Below are 17,889 nucleotides of genomic sequence, written 5' to 3' on the forward strand. Positions count from 1 at the left end.
GCTAGGGTAAAACCGCTGGCGGAGTTCATTTCTATTCGGAATCGCTCACTTTAGGTAAAACCATAAAGCAGAATTTAAACATAAAGAAGTTCTTCGGAACATCCAGAAATGCTGTGATGACTCAGATATGGATCGCATTGATTGCATTCTTGTTGCTCCAACAATTGAAAATGCTGTCTACCAGAACATGGACTCATTTTTCGCTTATGAAATTGATTCCGACTATTCTGAACTCCCGAAAAGATATATGGACTATTCTTAATAAACCACCACCAAAGGGTAGAGTAACAAAATCTGTCAATCTTCAGATGGTGATGTTATGATTGTTTTGGACAGCTATGATGTGAGAGATATCTATTATGATTGGGACGCGCCATATAACGAGGACATTGGAGACCGAACAGATACTGGAGACTGGCCGGCATGGTTTACTGATACAACAATTCAGGGCAACGGAGAAACCCAGCGAGACAACATAATGAACGCTGTTTACACCACAGCAAACAAGAATGCGACGTATACGGCTATCGCCGATCCAGGTGGGGAGAATGACATCATAATGTTCAAGTCCTGTTATCCGTTAAGCGAAGTCGGTTCAAGTATTGACGATGAGAAGGCTATATACAATGAGATATTGAGCTACTTTGAGCTAAGACAGGATAAACTGTTCATACTCGTAACTCCTCCCGGAGAGACTGTAGTTTCAAGCTATGTACTTACTCGTGAACTGTGTGAATGGCTGGTGGACGAAGAGAATGGCTGGCTCTCAGGTTACTCTGGAAATAACGTTGGTGTATTCGATTTCTACTGTGTCCTCTCGGAAACGGGTTCCCATCATACCATTGAGGATGGAGAGCTGGTCTACACCTACGCACCTGACTACGATGGAACATCGCCGTATCATGACGGAAATAATCATCCTAACAGCACAGGGAACCAGAAATCGACTGACGAGTTTGTTCCTCTGCTGAACTACTATTACAACAGATGGAAATGTAATTAGTTTGGAAAAATAAAAGGCGGCCCGGAATTAAATCAAAAAATGTTAAGCGATGTATCGTTGGCGTTGTGTTCTTTTTTTTCACTCTCCAACTCTTCACCGATACCTCCGAACTCTCCCTTGGAGCTGGCATCAGCATTGACGTAGCTCCTTACGGTATCGAACAGACATTCATTACTATCTATTCAACCTATAGGCCGGGGAATGCTCCCTGGTTAATGGCAAAAGCATCTTTTTCGTTTAACCGTTCTGCAGTAATTGCAGGATTTCCTCTCTGCCTGATTGTTCCTCTGAGTAATGGTGATGACAATCCGGGCTTGGAAGCCTGGATGGGTGGGGGATTTGAATACTTCCACAGCCGGGAACTATCTGCCTTTTTACCTCTATTATCCGCTGGAGGCAGGCTGATGCTCAGAAACGTTTTTTTCGATATACTTGTAGAATCTGTATTCCGGACAGATAAAAATGACATCGATTCAAGCATCGGGTTTTCCGCAGGATATCTTCTCAGTTTTTAATTCCAAAATGAATTACACTGAGATACACTATACCTATTCGGCTGGTGTAAACCGGATCCAGTCAATCTGATAAATACACTCCACATCCGCTTCCGGTGGACCATTGATCCAGTTTTCCTTGCTCCAGACGTTGAGCTTTAACTGGTAGGGTTCAGTGATGTTTATATCACCTTCACTATACGTATAGGTTCGAAGAGTAATATCATCGACAAACCAACGGATAAACTCAGGAGTAATTTCAAATCCCCAAGTGTGAAAATCATCGGATGGATTGAAATCAAGGGCAATGTCCGGTACTGACTCATAACTGTTATATCCCTCTGCGTGTACTGCATAATGCACTCTTCCAAAATCTTCTGCGAATGTATAGGTCAAGAATTCGATGTCGATTTCCTGTTTGGTTCCATCACTGGTTGAAGAAGAAGTACTCATATCGTCCCAGTCAATTGTGAAGAAAGAGTTGAGAACACCAGGAACGGAGGAAGGTTTAAGACTAGCCTCCCAGGTTCCGTAGAGGTATTCCTCTCTGGTTTGCAGTGCAGCATTCAAGTACCCATCTACGCTGTCATTGATGAATATCATATTGAGCTTGCCATCCTCAACAAAACACCGATCATAACCGGTTTGGCCACCATGTTCACTCCAAGTGGCGACCTGCCATACTGAAGTGTCCAGGGTGTCAAAGGTTTCTAAGAATACATTTGGATTAGATTCTCCCTCATTTTCTTCCTCAGCTTCGTCTTGTTCTGTAAGCTGTTCATTCTCATCTACAGCATCAACTGGAAGGTCAAGTGCACATCCAATAGTTCCAATCGAAACGATTAATATAATCGTAGCAATGAGGAGTAATGTATGTTTAGTCATACTACCACCTTGATATAAAAGATATTAATACAAAGCAAAAAGTATGCCAGAATGAATTATTTTAGGAAAGAAAATATAATTCTTAACAATATAAGTATTTATCTATCAAACAATCTTTTTCAAATATAAATATGTGCACAAAATCATACATATTTATTATTGTATCCATTTATAATAGTCCAATAAATCCATTTTCGCGCATTTCAATGCCATGTAGTTCGCTTTGGCACAGACAGGATGTTGGGATACCTATTGCATTGCGGCTGGATTTGTTCTAATATCTTCCCCCATACAAGCCATTTCAAGGTAATGAGGAAGAAGATGCCAACCTATGATTATGAGTGCCAGTCCTGCGGACACGTTTTTGAGTATTTTCAGAGCATGTCCGACGACCCCCTCAAGGAATGTCCAAAGTGCGGCAAAGAGGTAAAACGCCTTATCGGCGGCGGCATGGGCATAATCTTCAAGGGGAGCGGTTTCTATGTTACCGATAACCGCTCGGGTTCCAGCGGCTCCGGGGGCGGGGCTAAAAAGTCCTCGTCCGGCGGCGGAGACTCAAAGTCTTCCGATCCTTCGTCGGCCGGAAGCCCCGCCGGGGATAAAAAAAGCGGTAACAGCAAGGAGAGCGCCTGATTCACCATCGGGCGCTTTTTTTTTTGCTCTTTTGCTTCCTGCCCGCTATTCGTTCTCCGGGTACGGCGGAATGTAAATCCGCTCACTCTCCTCATAGGCTTCGGTCAGCTCGTTTTCAAGTCCTGCCTGCCGGTATATCCCCAGGATTTTGCTGAAATTCGGCGATGTCAGGGGGTGTTTCGGCGAGAATATTGTGCAGCAGTCCTCGTAGGGCAGTATGGAGGTCTCATAGGTTCCGATTCTCTCTGCCGTGCGGATAATCTCTTCCTTGTCCATGCCGATAAGGGGCCGGAACACAGGGTAATCCGTTACGCTCCCGGTAAAGCGCATGCTGCCTGCTGTCTGGCTGGCAACCTGGCTCAAGGCCTCACCGCTTACAAGGGCGCCGGCTCCACGCTCTTCCGCGGCCATATGGGCTACCTGCATCATTCCCGCCCGCATTATCAGGGTAACCGCCTCCTTGGGGACCCTCTCCTTTATTTTAAGCTGAGTTTTCGTAAAGGGTACCACAAAAAGGTTCATTCCCCCATTCCAGGGGGCCAGGATGCGGGCCAGCTGCACAACCTTTTCCTTTGCCTCGTCGGAGGTGTAGGGGTAGGCATGAAAATAGACAGCATCCAGCTTTAATCCCCGCTTGGCCATCATCCAGCCAGCCACGGGTGAGTCGATTCCCCCGGAAAGGAGCAGTATTCCCTTGCCGGCGCAGCTTACAGGGAGTCCCCCGGGTCCCGCGGACTGGGGACCCCAGATGTACACCTTGTCCCGGACCTCGATCTGAAGGGATACATCCGGATTCTTAACATCCACCGTCAATCCGGGTATGTCACGGGTAAGCCTGTCTCCGAGCTCCACGGCAATCTGGTAGGAGTTCAGAGGAAAACTCTTGTCTGTCCGTTTGGCGTTTATCTTGAAGCTGAGTGTTCCCGAGGCCGAAGCCCTTACTTCTTTCTGTAAAAGCTCTGCCGCGGTAGCCCTGATTGCTTCCATATCCTTTTCGCTGACACGAACCCGGGCAAAGGCGACGATACCGAAGGTTGATGCAAGTACCTCCTCAGCAACCGCCGGATTGCCGGAAAACAATTCCAGAAAAAAGCGTCCCCGTCCGCCGGTAACCCGTGCCTCAAGTCCTTTAAGGCGGCGCTTTATGTTTTCCTTGAGCTGCTGTTCGAACATCCTGCGGTTGTTGCCCTTGAGTCCGATTTCTCCAACCCGGATCAGGTAGTGGGCAGTTAGCTCCCTGTTCATCCCAGCTGCTCCTTGATGGTTCCGATTTCCCTTGTGGCTGTTTCTACAAAGGCTTCGATTTCTTCATCCCGTGTCGCCGGACCCAGAGAAATCCGAATTGAGGATTCGGCAGCCTGCGGGCTGACTCCAAGGACCTTCAATACCCGGTTGATCTTCTCTTTTTTCCGTCCCCTGTCTGCGCTGCTGGAACAGGCCGATCCGGTGGATACGGCGTAGCCGCAGTCGCTTAAGACTCGCTGCAGTACCTCTCCCGGTACGGGAGGAAAGGAGCACTTCAATATAAAAGGCGATATATGCGAATCTGTGCCCGCAGCCTGTTCAGGAATAAAAAGTACTCCTGGTATTTCCGAAAGCCCCTCCATAAGACGGGTCTTTTGTCGGCGGGCCTGTTCCCGATGCTCCTCTATTAAGGGAAGGCGTTTTTCCATGACCCTGGCAAGGGCCGCTATTCCGGGAAGGTTTTCCGTCCCGGGGCGGACGCCTTTCTCCTGTCCGCCACCTTTAAAAAGTCCCTGAATGGGGCGTCTCAGGTAAAGTATACCGATGCCCCTGGGGGCGCCTATTTTATGGCCGGAAAAAGAGGCCGAATCCACCCCCAGATCTTCAAGATCGATCTTCTCTTTTCCCAGGGCCTGAACGGCGTCGGTATGAATATGGGGCGGTTTTTTCCCCCCGCGGGCATCCCGTAAGGCTGCGGCAATGCTTTTTACGTCCTGGACAATTCCTGTCTCATTGTTAAGGAGCATTATGCTTATAAGCTCTGTTTCAGAGCTAAAAGCGTGCAGGGCCACATCCGGACTGATGCGTCCGTCCTTTCCCGGTTTTACCTCGTGTACCGGATAGCCGAGTTCGGAATAGACTCTGGCCGTTTCCCATACCGAGGGGTGTTCCGTGGCGCCAATCAGAATCGATCCCTTCCTTACGCTTAATAGGAGCTGGGAAAAAACGATGGAGGTCGACTCGCTTCCTCCTGAGGTAAAATAAATCTGCTCCGGTTTGCAGTTCAGCAGTTCTGCGATTCTTTTTCGGGATTCAGCGAGGAGTTCCGCGGCTTTTTTCCCGTAAGAATGCAGGGATGAGGGGTTTCCGAAGTATTCCAGGGCCACCTGCCGCGCGTAATCCAATGCATCCGGATCTGGTGGGGCGGTGGCTGCCCAGTCCAGGTAAGTAGAAATCATTCTGCCATAATAAGAATTAGCCCATTATTACTCAAGGGCACAGAAATGTTACGGATTATGGAATCGTTATATATGAAATCAATACTTGATTTTGATTCCCTTCTAGGTGTACAGTTGCCTAACATGAATCAAGCAACCTGTTGTCCAGATTCTCTGATTGAGTCCTATGCCGAACGTCTCAAGGTCTGCGGGCATCCGGTACGGCTGAAGATACTCTGTCTTATAGAAAAAGAGAACGCCTGCGTAAGCGAACTCTGGCAGTGTCTTCAACAGTCCCAGCCGGTTATCTCCCAGCATCTCGCGGTGCTGAAAAACAAGGGGATAGTCAGCTCCGCCGTCGACGGTAATCGGCGGATCTATTCAATCAGCGATGATTTTGTAAAGGCTATTATTAAGAGTTTTCCCCATCAGGTGTAGGGTGGATCGATCTTTTACCCTTGGTCTTCGCAGAACTCGGGTCCGGTCTTTCGACTCCGGGAGTATCGATCCGGATAATCTGCCTTCGAGTAGGGCAGCACTCTGGGTCTGCGACGAGGCAACCCGACAGTTCCTCCCTTCCGGGGCTGATCCTGTGCTTGTGCTTTCCCGGGGGGAGGCCGCCAAGAACTGGGACTCTGTGTTAAAGATCATCGATGCCGCTCTTTCCGTACCCCTCGGCCGGGATGATCTGGTCATCGCCCTGGGCGGCGGTGTCGTCTGTGATACCGCGGCTTTCGCAGCTTCCATCTACATGCGGGGTTGCGGACTGGTTCTGATTCCTTCCACCCTTCTTTCCATGATCGATGCCTCCCTGGGCGGAAAAACCGGTATCGATTACGGCACTTACAAGAATATAATAGGCAGCTTCTATCCCGCCGGTGAAATCCTCATCTATCCATTCCTGCTCAAGAGCCTTCCGGAATCCGAGTATCTCTCCGGCCTGGCGGAGGTGTTAAAGCACGCCCTTCTGGAAGACAGCGATCTGTTTTCAGACCTCTCTGCCCGGAAGAGTGATGTGCTGTCACGGGACGTTCGGGTGTTGAACGATCTTATTCCCCGTTCCCTGGCGGTTAAGGGCAGAATCGTCGAGGCGGATCCCACCGAAGAGGGTATCCGGGCGCAGTTGAATCTGGGACACACCTTTGGTCATGCTCTGGAGAGTCTTCTGGGTCTGGGGGTCCTGCCCCACGGTCATGCCGTCGCCTGGGGGATCGCTCGGGCAATGGAGGCCGGAGTGTCTCTGGGAGCGACGGATCCTGACTACGCTGCGGAAGTAAAGAAGTTTTTCACATCCTACGGTTACGATCTTGGCTACCGTATTCCCGACCTTGGCGTCTACCTGGATGTCCTCGAGCGGGACAAGAAGCGGAAAAACGGGGAGGTCCATTTTGTCCTTCAGCACCGCAGGGGCGACACCTTCTTTACTCCTCTTTCTGAGGAACTCCTCAAACAAGTGCTTGCCCCTTTTTCTGACGGCTAATCTTTATTACTGTCCCGAATCGTGGGGATGGATAGCAATTAAGGCTGCTTGCTCAAAGGAATTATCCAACCCGATGTTACATATTGCGGGGAATTTTCCATTGTATCGGTAACATCCGGCTGCATGGTACTTATATCCCCACGATTCGGAACAGTATGCAACTGGGATCCCGTCTTACTCCTCGTAGAGCCTGGATAAAAAGCGGTAGCGGTCGTTCACCGTCTTGGCGTACTTCTTGTTGGCTTTGGGGTCAAGTTCGTCTATAAGGACCTCCAGGCTTGCCAGGCTCATCTCTACGGCGGTGCTGAAGCGTTTGGCGGGTTTGAGCCAGTAGTTTCCTTCGCCGTTGGTATAGAGGGCCAGAAAGCCCAGGACGGAGCTGTTCTTTTTTGACGGCGCCAGCAGAAGGAGCTTCTCCAGTATTCCCGCCAGTTCTTCCATTCCCTGATAAGAGTTGAAGGTCTTTCCCTGGGGCCAGTCGCTGGTCAGCATCTGGGGAAGCTCTATGTGCTTCATCCAGCGGACGATCTTGCGGAGCTTCTCTCCGTTCAAAAACTCCCGGCCTTCGTAGACGACTACTCCTCGCAGGTTTCCCAGGTTGCTGCCGGAAAGGTCTCCCCGGCTGCGCTTTATGGCTTTTTTCAGGTCCTGGTAGGGGAGGAGAGCCAGTTTCTTCTTTCCTTTTCCCTTGCCTGAGCCCTGTTTCAGCATGAAGGTAACCCCGGCAATCTGGACCTCCCAGGTGGTGTCCCGCTGTTTTTCCCGGGTGCTCCGTTCCTCCTTGCCGCCCTTTCCCGGGGCAAGTCCCTTGGCCAGCAGGGGAGATATCCGGGCGAGCCACTCCTTCTTCAGGGGAGAGACGGAGCGGGCAAAGGTCCGGGAGGTTTTGACGATCTCTCCCGCGACGATGTACTGGGGGTTCTCACGGAACATCACCGATCCGGGATGAATCTGGATCTGCTCCGCCGTCAGGCTGTGGTAGACCCCGCGGCCTGAGCGGGCGCAGACAAACTGGATAAGTCCGGTGGATACGGCGCAGAGGTAGTCCTCCATGCTGCCGCCGGAGGATATGGGGACTCCCATGTCGCTGACGATCTGGGAGAGCTGCTGCTGGATATTGACTATCTCGTGGACGATCCGCTCGTCCAGGTAGTGGTGTTCGCAGAAACGTTTTTTGTTCTTTGAGGCTGTAAAGGCCCGGAAGAGCTTCAGGTAGGAGACGAAGTCTCCTGCAGCGTCGGCGAACTGATGGTGCGCCCGTCGGGCTTCCATCTCTTCCCCCTGGGGCAGCAGGAAGGGGGTGTTGGCGGAAAGAAAGGCCGCGGCGATCAGTATCTCCTCCAGGACATCGGGATGGCGCATGATTCCTTCGACGATCATCCGGGAGTGCCGGGGGAGCAGGGGGAACTGGACCATCATTTCTCCCACCCGGGAAAGATGACGTTCACCGTCCAGGGCTTCCAGGGTGTAGAGGGTCTCCACGGCGGATCGAATTCCCTGGATTCCCGGGGAAGAGATAAAATCGAACTCCTCGAAGTCGCTTATTCCCAGTTCCGCCATCCTCAGGACTACCTCGGAGAGGTCTGTGCGGTAGATCTCTTCCATGGTAAAAAGGGGCCGCTCCCGGAAGTCTTTTTTCGAGTAGAGACGGAAGCAGGTTCCCGGCTGGGTTCGTCCGGCCCGACCTTTTCGCTGGTTGCAGGAGGCCTGGGAAATGGGGTTCTCCACCAGGGAGGACGTAAAAGTTTTTGGATTGTAGTAGTTGATCTTGGCAAGTCCCGAATCGATCACCGTGGTTATCCCGTCGATGGTTACGCTGGTTTCGGCAATGTTCGTAGCCACAACGACCTTGTATTTTCCTTCCGGGGTTTCATCGAATACCCGCTCCTGTTCCTCCTTGCTCAGGCGCCCGTAGAGGGGCAGAACCTTGAGCCTCGGGGAAAAAGAGGAGCTCTCCAGGGCGTTGACGCACTCCTTGATGTTCCGTTCTCCCTGCAGAAAGATCAGTACGTCCCCCGGGCTCTTCTGCTGGATCTTTTTCCGTACGATATCCACGATGGTCTGAACCAGGGTCTCTTCAGAGGAGCGTTCCGGCAAAGGTTCATAGATCTCCTTGATGGGATAGATCCGGGTGTCGATATGAATGATCGGAGCACCGCTGAAGTACTCGGAAAAGACCACCGGATTTATGGTTGCCGAGGAGACCACCACCTTGAAGTCCTTTCTGGCTTCCAGCACCTGCTTGAGGAGGCCCAGGATAAAGTCGATATTGAGGCTCCGTTCGTGGGCCTCGTCGACGATAATCGCCGAGTAGCGGCTCAGGTAGCGGTCCGCCTTCATCTCCTGAAGCAGAATGCCGTCGGTCATGATCTTGATGCGGGTCTCCGGCAGGGTCTGGTCGTCAAAGCGCATCTTGTAGCCCACCTCGCCGGGGATCTCCGATCCGATCTGTTTGGCGATGTAGTCGCTCACCGACAGGGCCGCGATGCGCCGCGGCTGGGTTACCCCAATGGTTCCCCCGTCGGAGTATCCCGCTCGATGGAGAATCAGGGGAAGCTGTGTCGTCTTTCCCGATCCCGTGGGACTTTCCACTATGATCACCTGGTTCTCTTTGAGGGCGTCCAGGATTTTCTCTTTCTGCTGGTAAACCGGCAGGTTTTCCGGGCTTATACGCAAATCAGTTCCGTTCCTTTTTTGTCAGTTCTCTGACCAGTTTAATGGCTTCCTCGGGAGAAAGACCCCCGTGGTTTTTTCTGGCGGCCAGGTCTTTTACGGTTACCGTTCCCGCCTTTCTCTCTTCCTCTCCCAGAAGAACCGCCGCCAGGGCCCCTTTCTTTTCCGCAAAACTGAACTGGGCTCCCAGCTTGCGGGGATCCGGATACACCTCGGCACGGATACCTGCGGCACGCAGTCTGCGGGCTAAGGCGTGGAAGTCGCCGGTACCCTCTTCATCCATACAGAGCACCATGGCTTCCACCGGGGCCTCTTTCCGTCCGGAGCTTCCGATCTCCTCCAGGGCGGCCATCAGCCGGTCCAGTCCGATGGAGGCTCCCACTCCGGGCAGTTCCTGCTTTGTGTAGAGGGATGCCAGGTTGTTGTAGCGCCCGCCGGAGCAGACCGAGCCGATCTGGGGAAGCTCATCCAGAAAAGTCTCAAAGACCACCCCGGTATAGTAATCCAGGCCCCGGGTTATGGAGGGGTCGAGCACAAAGCTTTCCTGGATTCCGCACCTTGCCATCGCCGCCTTCAGATCCTTGAGGCGGCGGGTATCCTCGTCTTCCCCGCCTGCAAGATCCTCCATCTTTTCCAGAACCGCCGAAAAATCCCCCTCCGCGCCGATGAAATCCAGAATTGCCCTGGCATTCTCCTTCCCGGATAGCTCCTCAAGGAGTTCCAGCACCGCGTCGGAACCGATCTTGGAGAGCTTGTCCACGGTCCTGAGAATCTCCGCCGAATCCTTCGCAATGCCCCGGTGGGCAAGAAAGCGGTTGAATATTCCACGATGAGAGAGGCGGATCGTAACACCTGATACCCCCAGGGCGTGGAAAGAGTCGTGCATCATGGTCAGGATCTCGAAATCCGCCGAAGCGGTATCTGTCCCGACGATGTCGAAATCGCACTGCATGAACTCCCGGTAACGTCCCCGCTGGGTGTTCTCGCCGCGGAATACTTTTGCCATGTGGTAGCGCTTGAAAGGAAGGTAGAGTTCGTTTACATGGGCGGCCATGAAACGGGCAAAGGGAACGGTAAGGTCGAAGCGCATGGCCACATCCCGGCCGCCGTGGTCTTCAAAGCGGTAGACCTGCTTGTCCGTCTCTCCGCCTCCCTTGCCTAAAAGAACCTCGGTGTATTCCAGTATGGGGGTATCGATGGGAACAAAACCGAAAAGACGGAACTGCTCCTCCAGTATCTTTACAATGCCCCGGCGCTGGATTTCCGTTTCCGGCAGAAAATCACGGAAGCCTTTCAGGACCCGGGGTTGGATTATGGACGCCATTGGAGTACCTCGCTTGCAGAAGTATAGTGCTGCTTCTACTATGAACTACTGGGCTTTCATTTTCAAGCGTTCATACGGTGCTTGAAATTAAGTATAAAACACGTTATATCTAAGAGTTGTACACAAAAACAAACAATGCATTTTCGTAAGCAGGTACACCATTGCTGATCCGGTACGGTATTGACAAAGCAGGAAAGCGCTATGAACGCGCCCGCATCTACACGCTTGAAGAACACAGAATTTCACGACAAAAGATAGACAAAGAGGCCCTCATTATAACCGATCGTCTCCAGCGGGAGGGCTATCACGCCTATATCGTCGGCGGGGCAGTCCGGGACCTTCTGATCGGGAAAACCCCCAAGGATTTTGATATTACCACCGACGCACAACCTAAAAAGGTGCGCAGGCTCTTCTGGAATTCCCGGATAATCGGCCGCCGCTTCCGGCTGGTGCACGTTCATTTCAAGGATGGAAAGATTATCGAGGTTTCCACCTTTCGTTCCAACGAACCCGGTGCGGACAATAATGATTTCGGTACCCTGGAAGAGGATGTGGAGCGCCGGGATTTTTCCATTAACGCCCTTTATTACGATCCCAAAAAAGAGTACGTCTACGATTTTGTCTCTGCCATGAAGGATGTACGCAGTAAACGCATGCGTTCACTGCTGCCTTTGGAGACGACCTTTCAGGATGATCCGGTCCGGATGATCCGGGCGGTAAAATACGCTGCCGCCGGCCAGTTTTCCATTCCCTTCGGCTTGAGAAAGGCCATCAGGAAAAACGCAGGAGAGCTGGAGAACATATCCAGTTCCAGGATGACCGAAGAGGTCTTCAAGGTTCTGGAGGGCGGGTCCTCCGCGGCGATTATACGACTGGCGGAGCAGTACGGCCTGCTTTCTTTCATGATCCCCTCCCTTCTTGAGGAGATCAGCGGAATCGGAGGTAAAAAGGCATTCCGTGAGTTTCTCAGTCTTCTCGATGAACTGGATAAAAGAATCGCCGGGGCCGGGGAACCCTTGAGCAGGGGCGAGCTTATCCAGCGGATCTTTGGTCCTTACCTGCGTCTTCCCGGAGACGAGGGGTATGATCAGCTCTTCAAAACAGCCTTCCGCGGTTTCAAGGGGCTTCTCTCGCCTCTGACACCCCCCAATCTGGACGTCGAAAACGCCGTCAAACTGCTTTTTGATGAGCGGGGGATTGTCAAGGAAAAGAAGAAGAAAAAGAAGCGCCGCCGTCGGAAACGTACAAAAAAGGCCCCCTCCGAAGAGGGGACCAGGTTACAGGAGGAGTCTGTTCAGGCTCCTGCATCGGGTTCTGATTCATCGGATACGGGGTCATCAGGTTCCTCGGGGTCCTGAACCGCTTCTTCCCCGTCGGGAGCTGTTTTCTCTGGCTCATCCGTTTCCAGTCTGGTCAGGAGCTCCCGGGCCTTTACGCCGTAGCCTTCGGGGTCTTCTTCTATTACATAGCTGAGCAGCTCTTTTGCCTCATCGTCCCTGCGGGCGGAGTAGGCGGTAATGCCCCTGGCATAATAAATGAGTCCCGCAGCCCCGCCTCTGTCCATGGCGAGCTGGTAGTAGTTATCGGAGGCGCTGTAATCCTGCCGGGCGTATTCAATAAGCCCCAGGTAGTAGTAGGGGATGTAATGGTTCTGTCTGAGTTCCAGGGAACGGGTGAAGAGTTCTTCCGCTGTTGTGTAATCCTCACGGTTATAGGCGACAATTCCTTCCTGAACCAGCTCCGGAAATGTCTTTATGTTCCGTACGTACTCCTCGAAGTCTTCAAGAAAACGGTCCTTGTCCACCCAGCCGAAGCCCTTCTCAATAACGATGGTCTCGTTCTCCTGGCGGCTTGCGTCCTTTTTGAGGGATGAGAGGGTATCCCAGATAATACGGTTATACTCTTTATCACCGCTGTTCAAAAGAAAATGGATGAGTCCCCAGCTCTGGGCATAGAAGCTTTCTATCCGGCTGTTGGCGGCCGCCACGTCCATGGTAAGCAGAATCGAGACGGGGATCACTTCGCTTTCGAGGGCAATATAGGTCTTCAGGCTTTTAAGCCATGCCAGGTTCTCCCGGTATTCAGCGCGATCCTGCTCGGGCACATAACGGGAGTTTTCCAGGTAGATCGCCATGCCCTTTTGGAGCCAGAGGGGAGGGTGGGGAACAAAACTCTTGAGATACTGGATAAAGGAGTGGTGCACCAGGGAGCTTTCGAAGCCCGGACCGGTTTCATAGCCCACCAGTTCATTCATGCCCGGATCGCTGTACTGGAGATACACAAAGGAGTCCCTGGGCTCGCCGATGATCTTTTCGAGATAGCCGGCATAGCTCTCCCGGTCGGAGAAAATTCTCACCTTCAGTTTTTCCTTTAATCCTGTTCGTTCAAAATGGAGATACTCTTCAAAGAGCTCCCCGTAGGCGTCCAGCTGGCGTGCAAGATTCTGAGCTCTGGATACCGGCCCGGTGTAGAATGCCCGGTAGTAATCGCTCCCGGCCTGGGAAAACTCCGGGGCCTGGGCGAGCAGAGTTCCCGCTGTCAGCAGTAAGCTTATTATCAGAGCCGTCTTTGCGACTCCGCTGTGTGTGACCCGCTTCATCTGTCCTGATCCCTCCTTCCTGTTACTTCCCATATTATCTATCGACAGGCACCCCTATAATCTCAAATTCTCCTCATTTCCCGGGAACTGAAGTCCTCGATGATCACATTTACCTTCTGGATCATGATTCCGGCGTAGCGTTCCAGGTTGTCGATGAGGTACTCCTGAAAGCCGTGGAGGTTTCCCGAGAGCTGCACCCCGTAGGGAACATGGATGTGCAGGGTCAGAATATAGCCGTGGGAGTCGATACGGGCATGGACCTTTTTCAGGGTGATGGTGGAGTCGTATTCCTCCGCACAGTGGAGCACCATCTGGGTAAGGGCGGCCTTGGAGATGGAAACCCTTCCCCGTTTGGAGAATTCCGGCCGTACAACGGTTTTTTCAAAAACCTGCTGCCTGCTGGAGGTCAGAAAGGGGAGCTTGTTTTTCAGGAATATCTTGACTGAATCATAGACAATGTGGGAGTAGTTGCGGGCTATTTCCACCGAGGGGACGGGTATTATATGCTTTCCTTCGATCTTTCGGGATCGGATGGCCGTCTCGATCTCGTCGGTGGTGGCGATGTCCTCTATCTTGATCATCTTCGAGATTGACGGCAGGCGCAGCCGCTTGCAGATCTTCTCCACCATCCGTTCACTGGTGCCTATAAGGAGTATGCGCTTGAACTTTGTTTCGTGCAGGGCTGACAGAACCTCCGCCCGGTGTTCGTGATCGTCAAAGAGGGCGGTTTTAATGGCTCCCAGGTAGGCCTTCTCTTTCTTTGCCGATTTTCCGGCGATGATCTTCTGGTCATGTATAAGGAGACCGTCGTCGATTATGAGCTCTATGCCGTACTTCTGGGCCACGAGTTTTGCCCTGAAGCTTTTTCCGGTACCGCTGCGTCCCACCAGGGCAAATACCTTGATCCCTTTAAGGAGGAACTGGATGTGGTTGAATATGCGTTTCACATCCAAACTATACTCTTTTCGTCCTGCCTTGACAAATGGCGGGGAGGCGGGGAAAATACCTTCAGCATGATCGCCTGCGGGGTAAGTTAAGTGTATCGCCTTCTCAGTCATCCAGTTTTTTTATCGGCGATCTTCGGCTGGTTTATGGCTCAGTTCGTCAAGGCCGCCGTTGAATTGTTCAAACCCCGTTCCCTCAAATCCCGGGATGTAGTCTACAGTCTTCTGTGGCGTACCGGAGGGATGCCTTCGAGCCACTCCTCGACGACTGCTGCGCTGACCACCTCCCTCGGATTCATCGAGGGAATGGATTCCCCGATTTTCATTTCCATGCTCTTCTTTTCCATGCTTGTCATCCGCGACGCCCTTGGTGTGCGCCGTTCGGCGGGGCTGCAGGCCAGAGCCCTGAACAATCTTGGTGCGGAGCTGCAGAAACGCTATAAAATCCCCTTTCATCCGGTAAAAGAGGTTCACGGACACACCCCGGCGGAGGTTTTTATCGGGGCGCTTCTCGGCTTCTTTATCGCAGTTGCGTTCTGCAAACTGTAAGGGGTGGTGCTTCCCATGAAGCTGTTTGTTCGTGCGGGATTATTTGTTCTCCTCTATCTGGCTGTCTGTATCATGCTGGCAGCGGGAAAACCCGCCGAAGGTCCCCTGAAGATCTGGCCCGACTGGTATACCCTGGTTGCCAGAAACGGCAGGGATGTACAGGAACGGCTTTCTCCGGAGCTGGATATACTCTCTCCCCGCACCCTTGAGGTGGACATCAACGGTTTTTCTTCAATGCTGCAGATTCCCCTGGATCAGGTGGAAACCAGTCTTTCGCCCCTGGATCCGCGGATCGATCCCTTTATCCGGACCCTGCCTTTTCTTTTCCGGGCCGACTGGCAGGGAGAAGAGGCGGACGTGCTGTATATTCCCCGGAGTCTTCCTCCCCGTGATGTGGAAGTCCTGCTTCGGGAAAAGGGTATCGGCTCCGAAGATGCCCTCCTTGTGGATACGAGTCGTCCCTCTAATCTGCCCCTGGTGCTTACCTTTCTGTTGGTCGCTCTGCCTGTACTTATCCTGCAGCCTTCCCGGCGTCTGCTGTCCGCTCTTATGCTGCTCCCCTGGGGTATCGGCATACTTTTTTCCGGCAGGGACGCCGCTTTTCTGGCCCTCCTGGCCCTCTTTGTCATTCCCCGGCTGCTTTCCCTGGTTCTGCCTTTTCTGCTTCGCCGGTATCACGACAGGGAGACGGCTCTGGAACCGGCTTTTCGCTTCGAAGCAGCCCTGCTGGCCCTCGGGCTCTTTACCGGTATGGCCATGTACGGGGCCTTTGTCTCCTTTGCCGATTTTCTGCGTTTTCCCTTTTCCGCGGCCCTTGCAGCCCTTGCCCTGCTGCGCTTCAGGCTGCTGATCGAGGAACACCGGCAGAAGCAGCTTCTGCATTCCCTCTTTGTACCGGTCTCTCTGGGGAGCCCGCGGGAGAAGGGCGGAAAGATGACCCTCCAGGCAGCGGCTGCGGCCTGCGGGATGTTGATAGTACTTCTGCTGCCAGCGGGGCTGGAAGAGACGGATCTCAAGCTGCCCGTCCCGGTGGAACTTGCCCTTCCTGCGAAGGACCTTGACCGGAGTCTTGCCGCCCTGGAGGAGCTTGGGCGGAAACAGGACGCCCCGTCGCTGCCCCTCTACCTGACCCACCGGTATTTCCAGGAGAATTACCTTTACCATCCGGATTTTTCCCTTCCAAAATTGAACGGCGAGCTTGCCATCGAGAACTATCGGGAGGCCGAGGGCCGGATTCTCTCGGAAAGAAATACTGTATGGCGGTTTACATATACTTGGTATACAGATATAATCAGTGACGATACCGACCGAATAAAAGATTTTTTCATTCACGAAGGCATACCGAAAGGTATTCTGCGCACTACGATTACCTTCGGCCGAACTCCTGTCTATGGCGTCTATACGGGCTTCGGACTCCTGTTCTCCTTTGCAGCCATACGTCTGTTCCAGGGCGCAAGGGGAAGAAGGCGATTAATCGGCTGCAGCACTAGAAGATTCGAATCAAGGAGAATGAGCCAAACTGCATGAAAACAATAAACGAAAATAAGACCGTTTTTACCTTCACCAGGGGGGGGATCCATCCTCCGGATAACAAGCATTACAGCGAGGGCATCGCCATCACGGACGCGCCGGTCCCCGAACTCTTCATCGTACCCCTCTCTCAGCACCTGGGAAGCCCCGCGGAGCCGGTGGTTGAAGCGGGTGATACCGTGGCCTACGGCGATCTTCTGGCAAAATCCAGCGGGTTTATCTCCGCGAATATACACAGCCCCTGTGCGGGGGAGGTGAAGGAGTTTACCGAGATATTTCTGCCCCATGGCGGAAGATCCAAAGCTGTGGTAATCGCCTCCGACGGTTCCGCTCCTCCGGATTTTCCCGAGACCGATGACTGGAAGTCCATGGGCAAGGAGGACATCCTCAAGGCCATAGCAGACTACGGTATCGTCGGAATGGGCGGAGCGACCTTTCCTGCCCATGTAAAGTTTTCCCTTCCCAAAGGGTACAGTGCCGAATACCTGGTAATAAACGGAACAGAGTGCGAACCCTATCTGACCTCCGACCACCGTCTGATGCTGGAGAAAACCGAGGAGCTTTTCAAGGGGATGAGGATCCTCCATTCCGTGCTGGAACCGAAGGAGGTCCGCATCGGCATAGAGAAGAACAAACCCGACGCCATCGCACGCATGCAGGAGTTCGCCGCTAAAGCCGATTTTCCGGTCCGGGTCTTCCCCCTGAAGGTAAAATACCCCCAGGGAGATGAAAAGCAGCTTTTGAAGGCGGTAATCAACAGGGAGGTCCCGTCAGGAGCACTCCCCATTGAAGTCGGTGCCGTGGTTGCCAACATCGGAACGGTAAACGCCGTATACGAAGCAGTTGCCTGTAAAAAGGCCCTCTACGAACGGATTGTCACCGTATCCGGCGGCGGTATTAAAAAGCCGGTGAACCTGAAGGCGAGGGTAGGTACTCCCGTGAGCATGCTGATCGAGGAGGCAGGCGGAACCGTTGATGAAACCGTCAAGCTCGTAGCCGGCGGCCCCATGATGGGTTTTGCCTTCTTTGATCCCGAAACCCCGGTAACCAAGGGTACATCGGGCATCCTGGCCCTTACGGAAAAGGAGCTGCGCCGCAGCAGGGAGACCGCCTGTATTTCCTGCGGCCGCTGTGTAGCCGCCTGTCCCATGGGACTGAATCCCAGTCGGCTCTTCAAGTTTCTGGACCATCAGGAATATGAAGAGGCCATGGCCATCGGTCTTCTGGACTGCAAGGAGTGCGGCTGCTGCGGTTTTTCCTGTCCCGCCCATATACCCCTCGTTCAGGGCATGAAGGGCGGTAAGTACGAACTGCGGCGACGCAAAGCGCGCAAGGATGCGGCGGCCAGGGCATGAGGCCCCTGGTTGATGCAT

The 17,889-nt window shown here is 52.9% G+C and carries 16 protein-coding genes; 9 read left to right on the plus strand and 7 right to left on the minus strand.

Features of this window, described 5'->3' with window-relative positions:
* Positions 1 to 319 precede the first annotated feature (319 nt).
* Together B4O97_RS12300 and B4O97_RS19340 are read left to right on the plus strand one after the other, a co-directional pair.
* Positions 320 to 1,003: a hypothetical protein gene (locus tag B4O97_RS12300; protein ID WP_083051219.1), complete on the plus strand. Its 684-nt coding sequence runs from the start codon at positions 320 to 322 to the stop codon at positions 1,001 to 1,003.
* Between the two features lie 65 nt (positions 1,004 to 1,068).
* Positions 1,069 to 1,518, plus strand: coding sequence for a hypothetical protein (locus B4O97_RS19340; RefSeq protein WP_143305676.1), 450 nt, complete (start codon positions 1,069 to 1,071; stop codon positions 1,516 to 1,518).
* 33 nt (positions 1,519 to 1,551) lie between these two features.
* Here B4O97_RS19340 and B4O97_RS12305 read toward each other — a convergent pair whose 3' ends face one another.
* Complete coding sequence (locus B4O97_RS12305; RefSeq protein ID WP_083051221.1) at positions 1,552 to 2,382, minus strand: glycoside hydrolase family 16 protein; 831 nt, start codon at positions 2,380 to 2,382, stop codon at positions 1,552 to 1,554.
* Between the two features lie 321 nt (positions 2,383 to 2,703).
* Here B4O97_RS12305 and B4O97_RS12310 point away from each other — a divergent pair, with 321 nt between their 5' ends.
* On the plus strand, positions 2,704 to 3,015 hold the full coding sequence (locus tag B4O97_RS12310; protein ID WP_083051223.1) for an FmdB family zinc ribbon protein: 312 nt from the start codon (positions 2,704 to 2,706) through the stop codon (positions 3,013 to 3,015).
* Positions 3,016 to 3,060: 45 nt separating this feature from the next.
* Here the strand turns inward: B4O97_RS12310 and thiI are convergent, their stop codons facing one another.
* The gene (gene thiI, locus B4O97_RS12315; RefSeq protein WP_083051224.1) at positions 3,061 to 4,260 is read right to left on the minus strand and encodes a tRNA uracil 4-sulfurtransferase ThiI; all 1,200 of its coding nucleotides are present in this window, start codon (positions 4,258 to 4,260) and stop codon (positions 3,061 to 3,063) included.
* A complete protein-coding gene (locus tag B4O97_RS12320; RefSeq protein WP_083051226.1) occupies positions 4,257 to 5,438 on the minus strand; it encodes a cysteine desulfurase family protein in 1,182 nt (393 codons plus the stop codon). Before B4O97_RS12320 ends, thiI begins: the two co-directional genes overlap by 4 nt.
* A gap of 123 nt (positions 5,439 to 5,561) precedes the next feature.
* Here B4O97_RS12320 and B4O97_RS12325 point away from each other — a divergent pair, with 123 nt between their 5' ends.
* Positions 5,562 to 5,855, plus strand: a complete 294-nt coding sequence (locus tag B4O97_RS12325) for an ArsR/SmtB family transcription factor (protein WP_083051395.1) — start codon at positions 5,562 to 5,564, stop codon at positions 5,853 to 5,855.
* A gap of 1 nt (position 5,856) precedes the next feature.
* On the plus strand, positions 5,857 to 6,897 hold the full coding sequence (locus tag B4O97_RS12330) for a 3-dehydroquinate synthase (RefSeq protein ID WP_158084278.1): 1,041 nt from the start codon (positions 5,857 to 5,859) through the stop codon (positions 6,895 to 6,897).
* Positions 6,898 to 7,071: 174 nt separating this feature from the next.
* Here B4O97_RS12330 and B4O97_RS12335 read toward each other — a convergent pair whose 3' ends face one another.
* Both B4O97_RS12335 and hisS read right to left on the minus strand, forming a co-directional pair.
* The gene (locus tag B4O97_RS12335; protein ID WP_332890574.1) at positions 7,072 to 9,573 is read right to left on the minus strand and encodes an ATP-dependent RNA helicase; all 2,502 of its coding nucleotides are present in this window, start codon (positions 9,571 to 9,573) and stop codon (positions 7,072 to 7,074) included.
* 1 nt (position 9,574) lies between these two features.
* Positions 9,575 to 10,894, minus strand: a complete 1,320-nt coding sequence (gene hisS, locus B4O97_RS12340) for a histidine--tRNA ligase (protein ID WP_198947077.1) — start codon at positions 10,892 to 10,894, stop codon at positions 9,575 to 9,577.
* Between the two features lie 161 nt (positions 10,895 to 11,055).
* On the opposite strand from hisS, the gene B4O97_RS12345 reads away from it, so the two are divergent.
* On the plus strand, positions 11,056 to 12,252 hold the full coding sequence (locus B4O97_RS12345) for a hypothetical protein (RefSeq protein WP_083051230.1): 1,197 nt from the start codon (positions 11,056 to 11,058) through the stop codon (positions 12,250 to 12,252).
* On the opposite strand, the gene B4O97_RS12350 is transcribed toward B4O97_RS12345, so the two are convergent.
* Together B4O97_RS12350 and B4O97_RS12355 are read right to left on the minus strand one after the other, a co-directional pair.
* Complete coding sequence (locus B4O97_RS12350; RefSeq protein ID WP_083051231.1) at positions 12,189 to 13,493, minus strand: tetratricopeptide repeat protein; 1,305 nt, start codon at positions 13,491 to 13,493, stop codon at positions 12,189 to 12,191. The genes B4O97_RS12345 and B4O97_RS12350 overlap by 64 nt on opposite strands.
* Positions 13,494 to 13,555: 62 nt before the next feature.
* Positions 13,556 to 14,440, minus strand: coding sequence for a hypothetical protein (locus tag B4O97_RS12355; RefSeq protein WP_083051400.1), 885 nt, complete (start codon positions 14,438 to 14,440; stop codon positions 13,556 to 13,558).
* A gap of 90 nt (positions 14,441 to 14,530) precedes the next feature.
* On the opposite strand from B4O97_RS12355, the gene B4O97_RS12360 reads away from it, so the two are divergent.
* Genes B4O97_RS12360 through rsxC form a run of 3 tightly spaced genes read left to right on the plus strand, consistent with a single transcriptional unit; the run spans position 14,531 to position 17,871 of the window.
* On the plus strand, positions 14,531 to 14,986 hold the full coding sequence (locus B4O97_RS12360; protein ID WP_269844561.1) for a divergent PAP2 family protein: 456 nt from the start codon (positions 14,531 to 14,533) through the stop codon (positions 14,984 to 14,986).
* Positions 14,987 to 15,001: 15 nt separating this feature from the next.
* Positions 15,002 to 16,513 carry a hypothetical protein gene (locus B4O97_RS12365; RefSeq protein WP_083051233.1) on the plus strand — a complete coding sequence of 504 codons (1,512 nt, stop codon included), beginning with the start codon at positions 15,002 to 15,004 and terminating at the stop codon, positions 16,511 to 16,513.
* Positions 16,510 to 17,871, plus strand: a complete 1,362-nt coding sequence (gene rsxC / locus B4O97_RS12370) for an electron transport complex subunit RsxC (protein WP_083051234.1) — start codon at positions 16,510 to 16,512, stop codon at positions 17,869 to 17,871. Before B4O97_RS12365 ends, rsxC begins: the two co-directional genes overlap by 4 nt.
* The last annotated feature ends 18 nt before the right edge of the window (positions 17,872 to 17,889 follow it).

The sequence above is a fragment of the Marispirochaeta aestuarii genome (genome assembly GCF_002087085.1).
Taxonomy (GTDB): domain Bacteria; phylum Spirochaetota; class Spirochaetia; order JC444; family Marispirochaetaceae; genus Marispirochaeta; species Marispirochaeta aestuarii.

What these genes read in the sequence shown, in the direction of transcription:
- thiI (WP_083051224.1), bottom strand. Translation starts at nt 4,260, where the DNA reads ATGAACAGGGAGCTAACTGCCCACTACCTGATCCGGGTTGGAGAAATC.
- rsxC (WP_083051234.1), top strand. Translation starts at nt 16,510, where the DNA reads ATGAAAACAATAAACGAAAATAAGACCGTTTTTACCTTCACCAGGGGG.
- B4O97_RS12325 (WP_083051395.1), top strand. Translation starts at nt 5,562, where the DNA reads ATGAATCAAGCAACCTGTTGTCCAGATTCTCTGATTGAGTCCTATGCC.
- B4O97_RS12365 (WP_083051233.1), top strand. Translation starts at nt 15,002, where the DNA reads ATGAAGCTGTTTGTTCGTGCGGGATTATTTGTTCTCCTCTATCTGGCT.
- hisS (WP_198947077.1), bottom strand. Translation starts at nt 10,894, where the DNA reads ATGGCGTCCATAATCCAACCCCGGGTCCTGAAAGGCTTCCGTGATTTT.
- B4O97_RS12305 (WP_083051221.1), bottom strand. Translation starts at nt 2,382, where the DNA reads ATGACTAAACATACATTACTCCTCATTGCTACGATTATATTAATCGTT.
- B4O97_RS12310 (WP_083051223.1), top strand. Translation starts at nt 2,704, where the DNA reads ATGCCAACCTATGATTATGAGTGCCAGTCCTGCGGACACGTTTTTGAG.
- B4O97_RS12320 (WP_083051226.1), bottom strand. Translation starts at nt 5,438, where the DNA reads ATGATTTCTACTTACCTGGACTGGGCAGCCACCGCCCCACCAGATCCG.
- B4O97_RS12350 (WP_083051231.1), bottom strand. Translation starts at nt 13,493, where the DNA reads ATGAAGCGGGTCACACACAGCGGAGTCGCAAAGACGGCTCTGATAATA.
- B4O97_RS12300 (WP_083051219.1), top strand. Translation starts at nt 320, where the DNA reads ATGATTGTTTTGGACAGCTATGATGTGAGAGATATCTATTATGATTGG.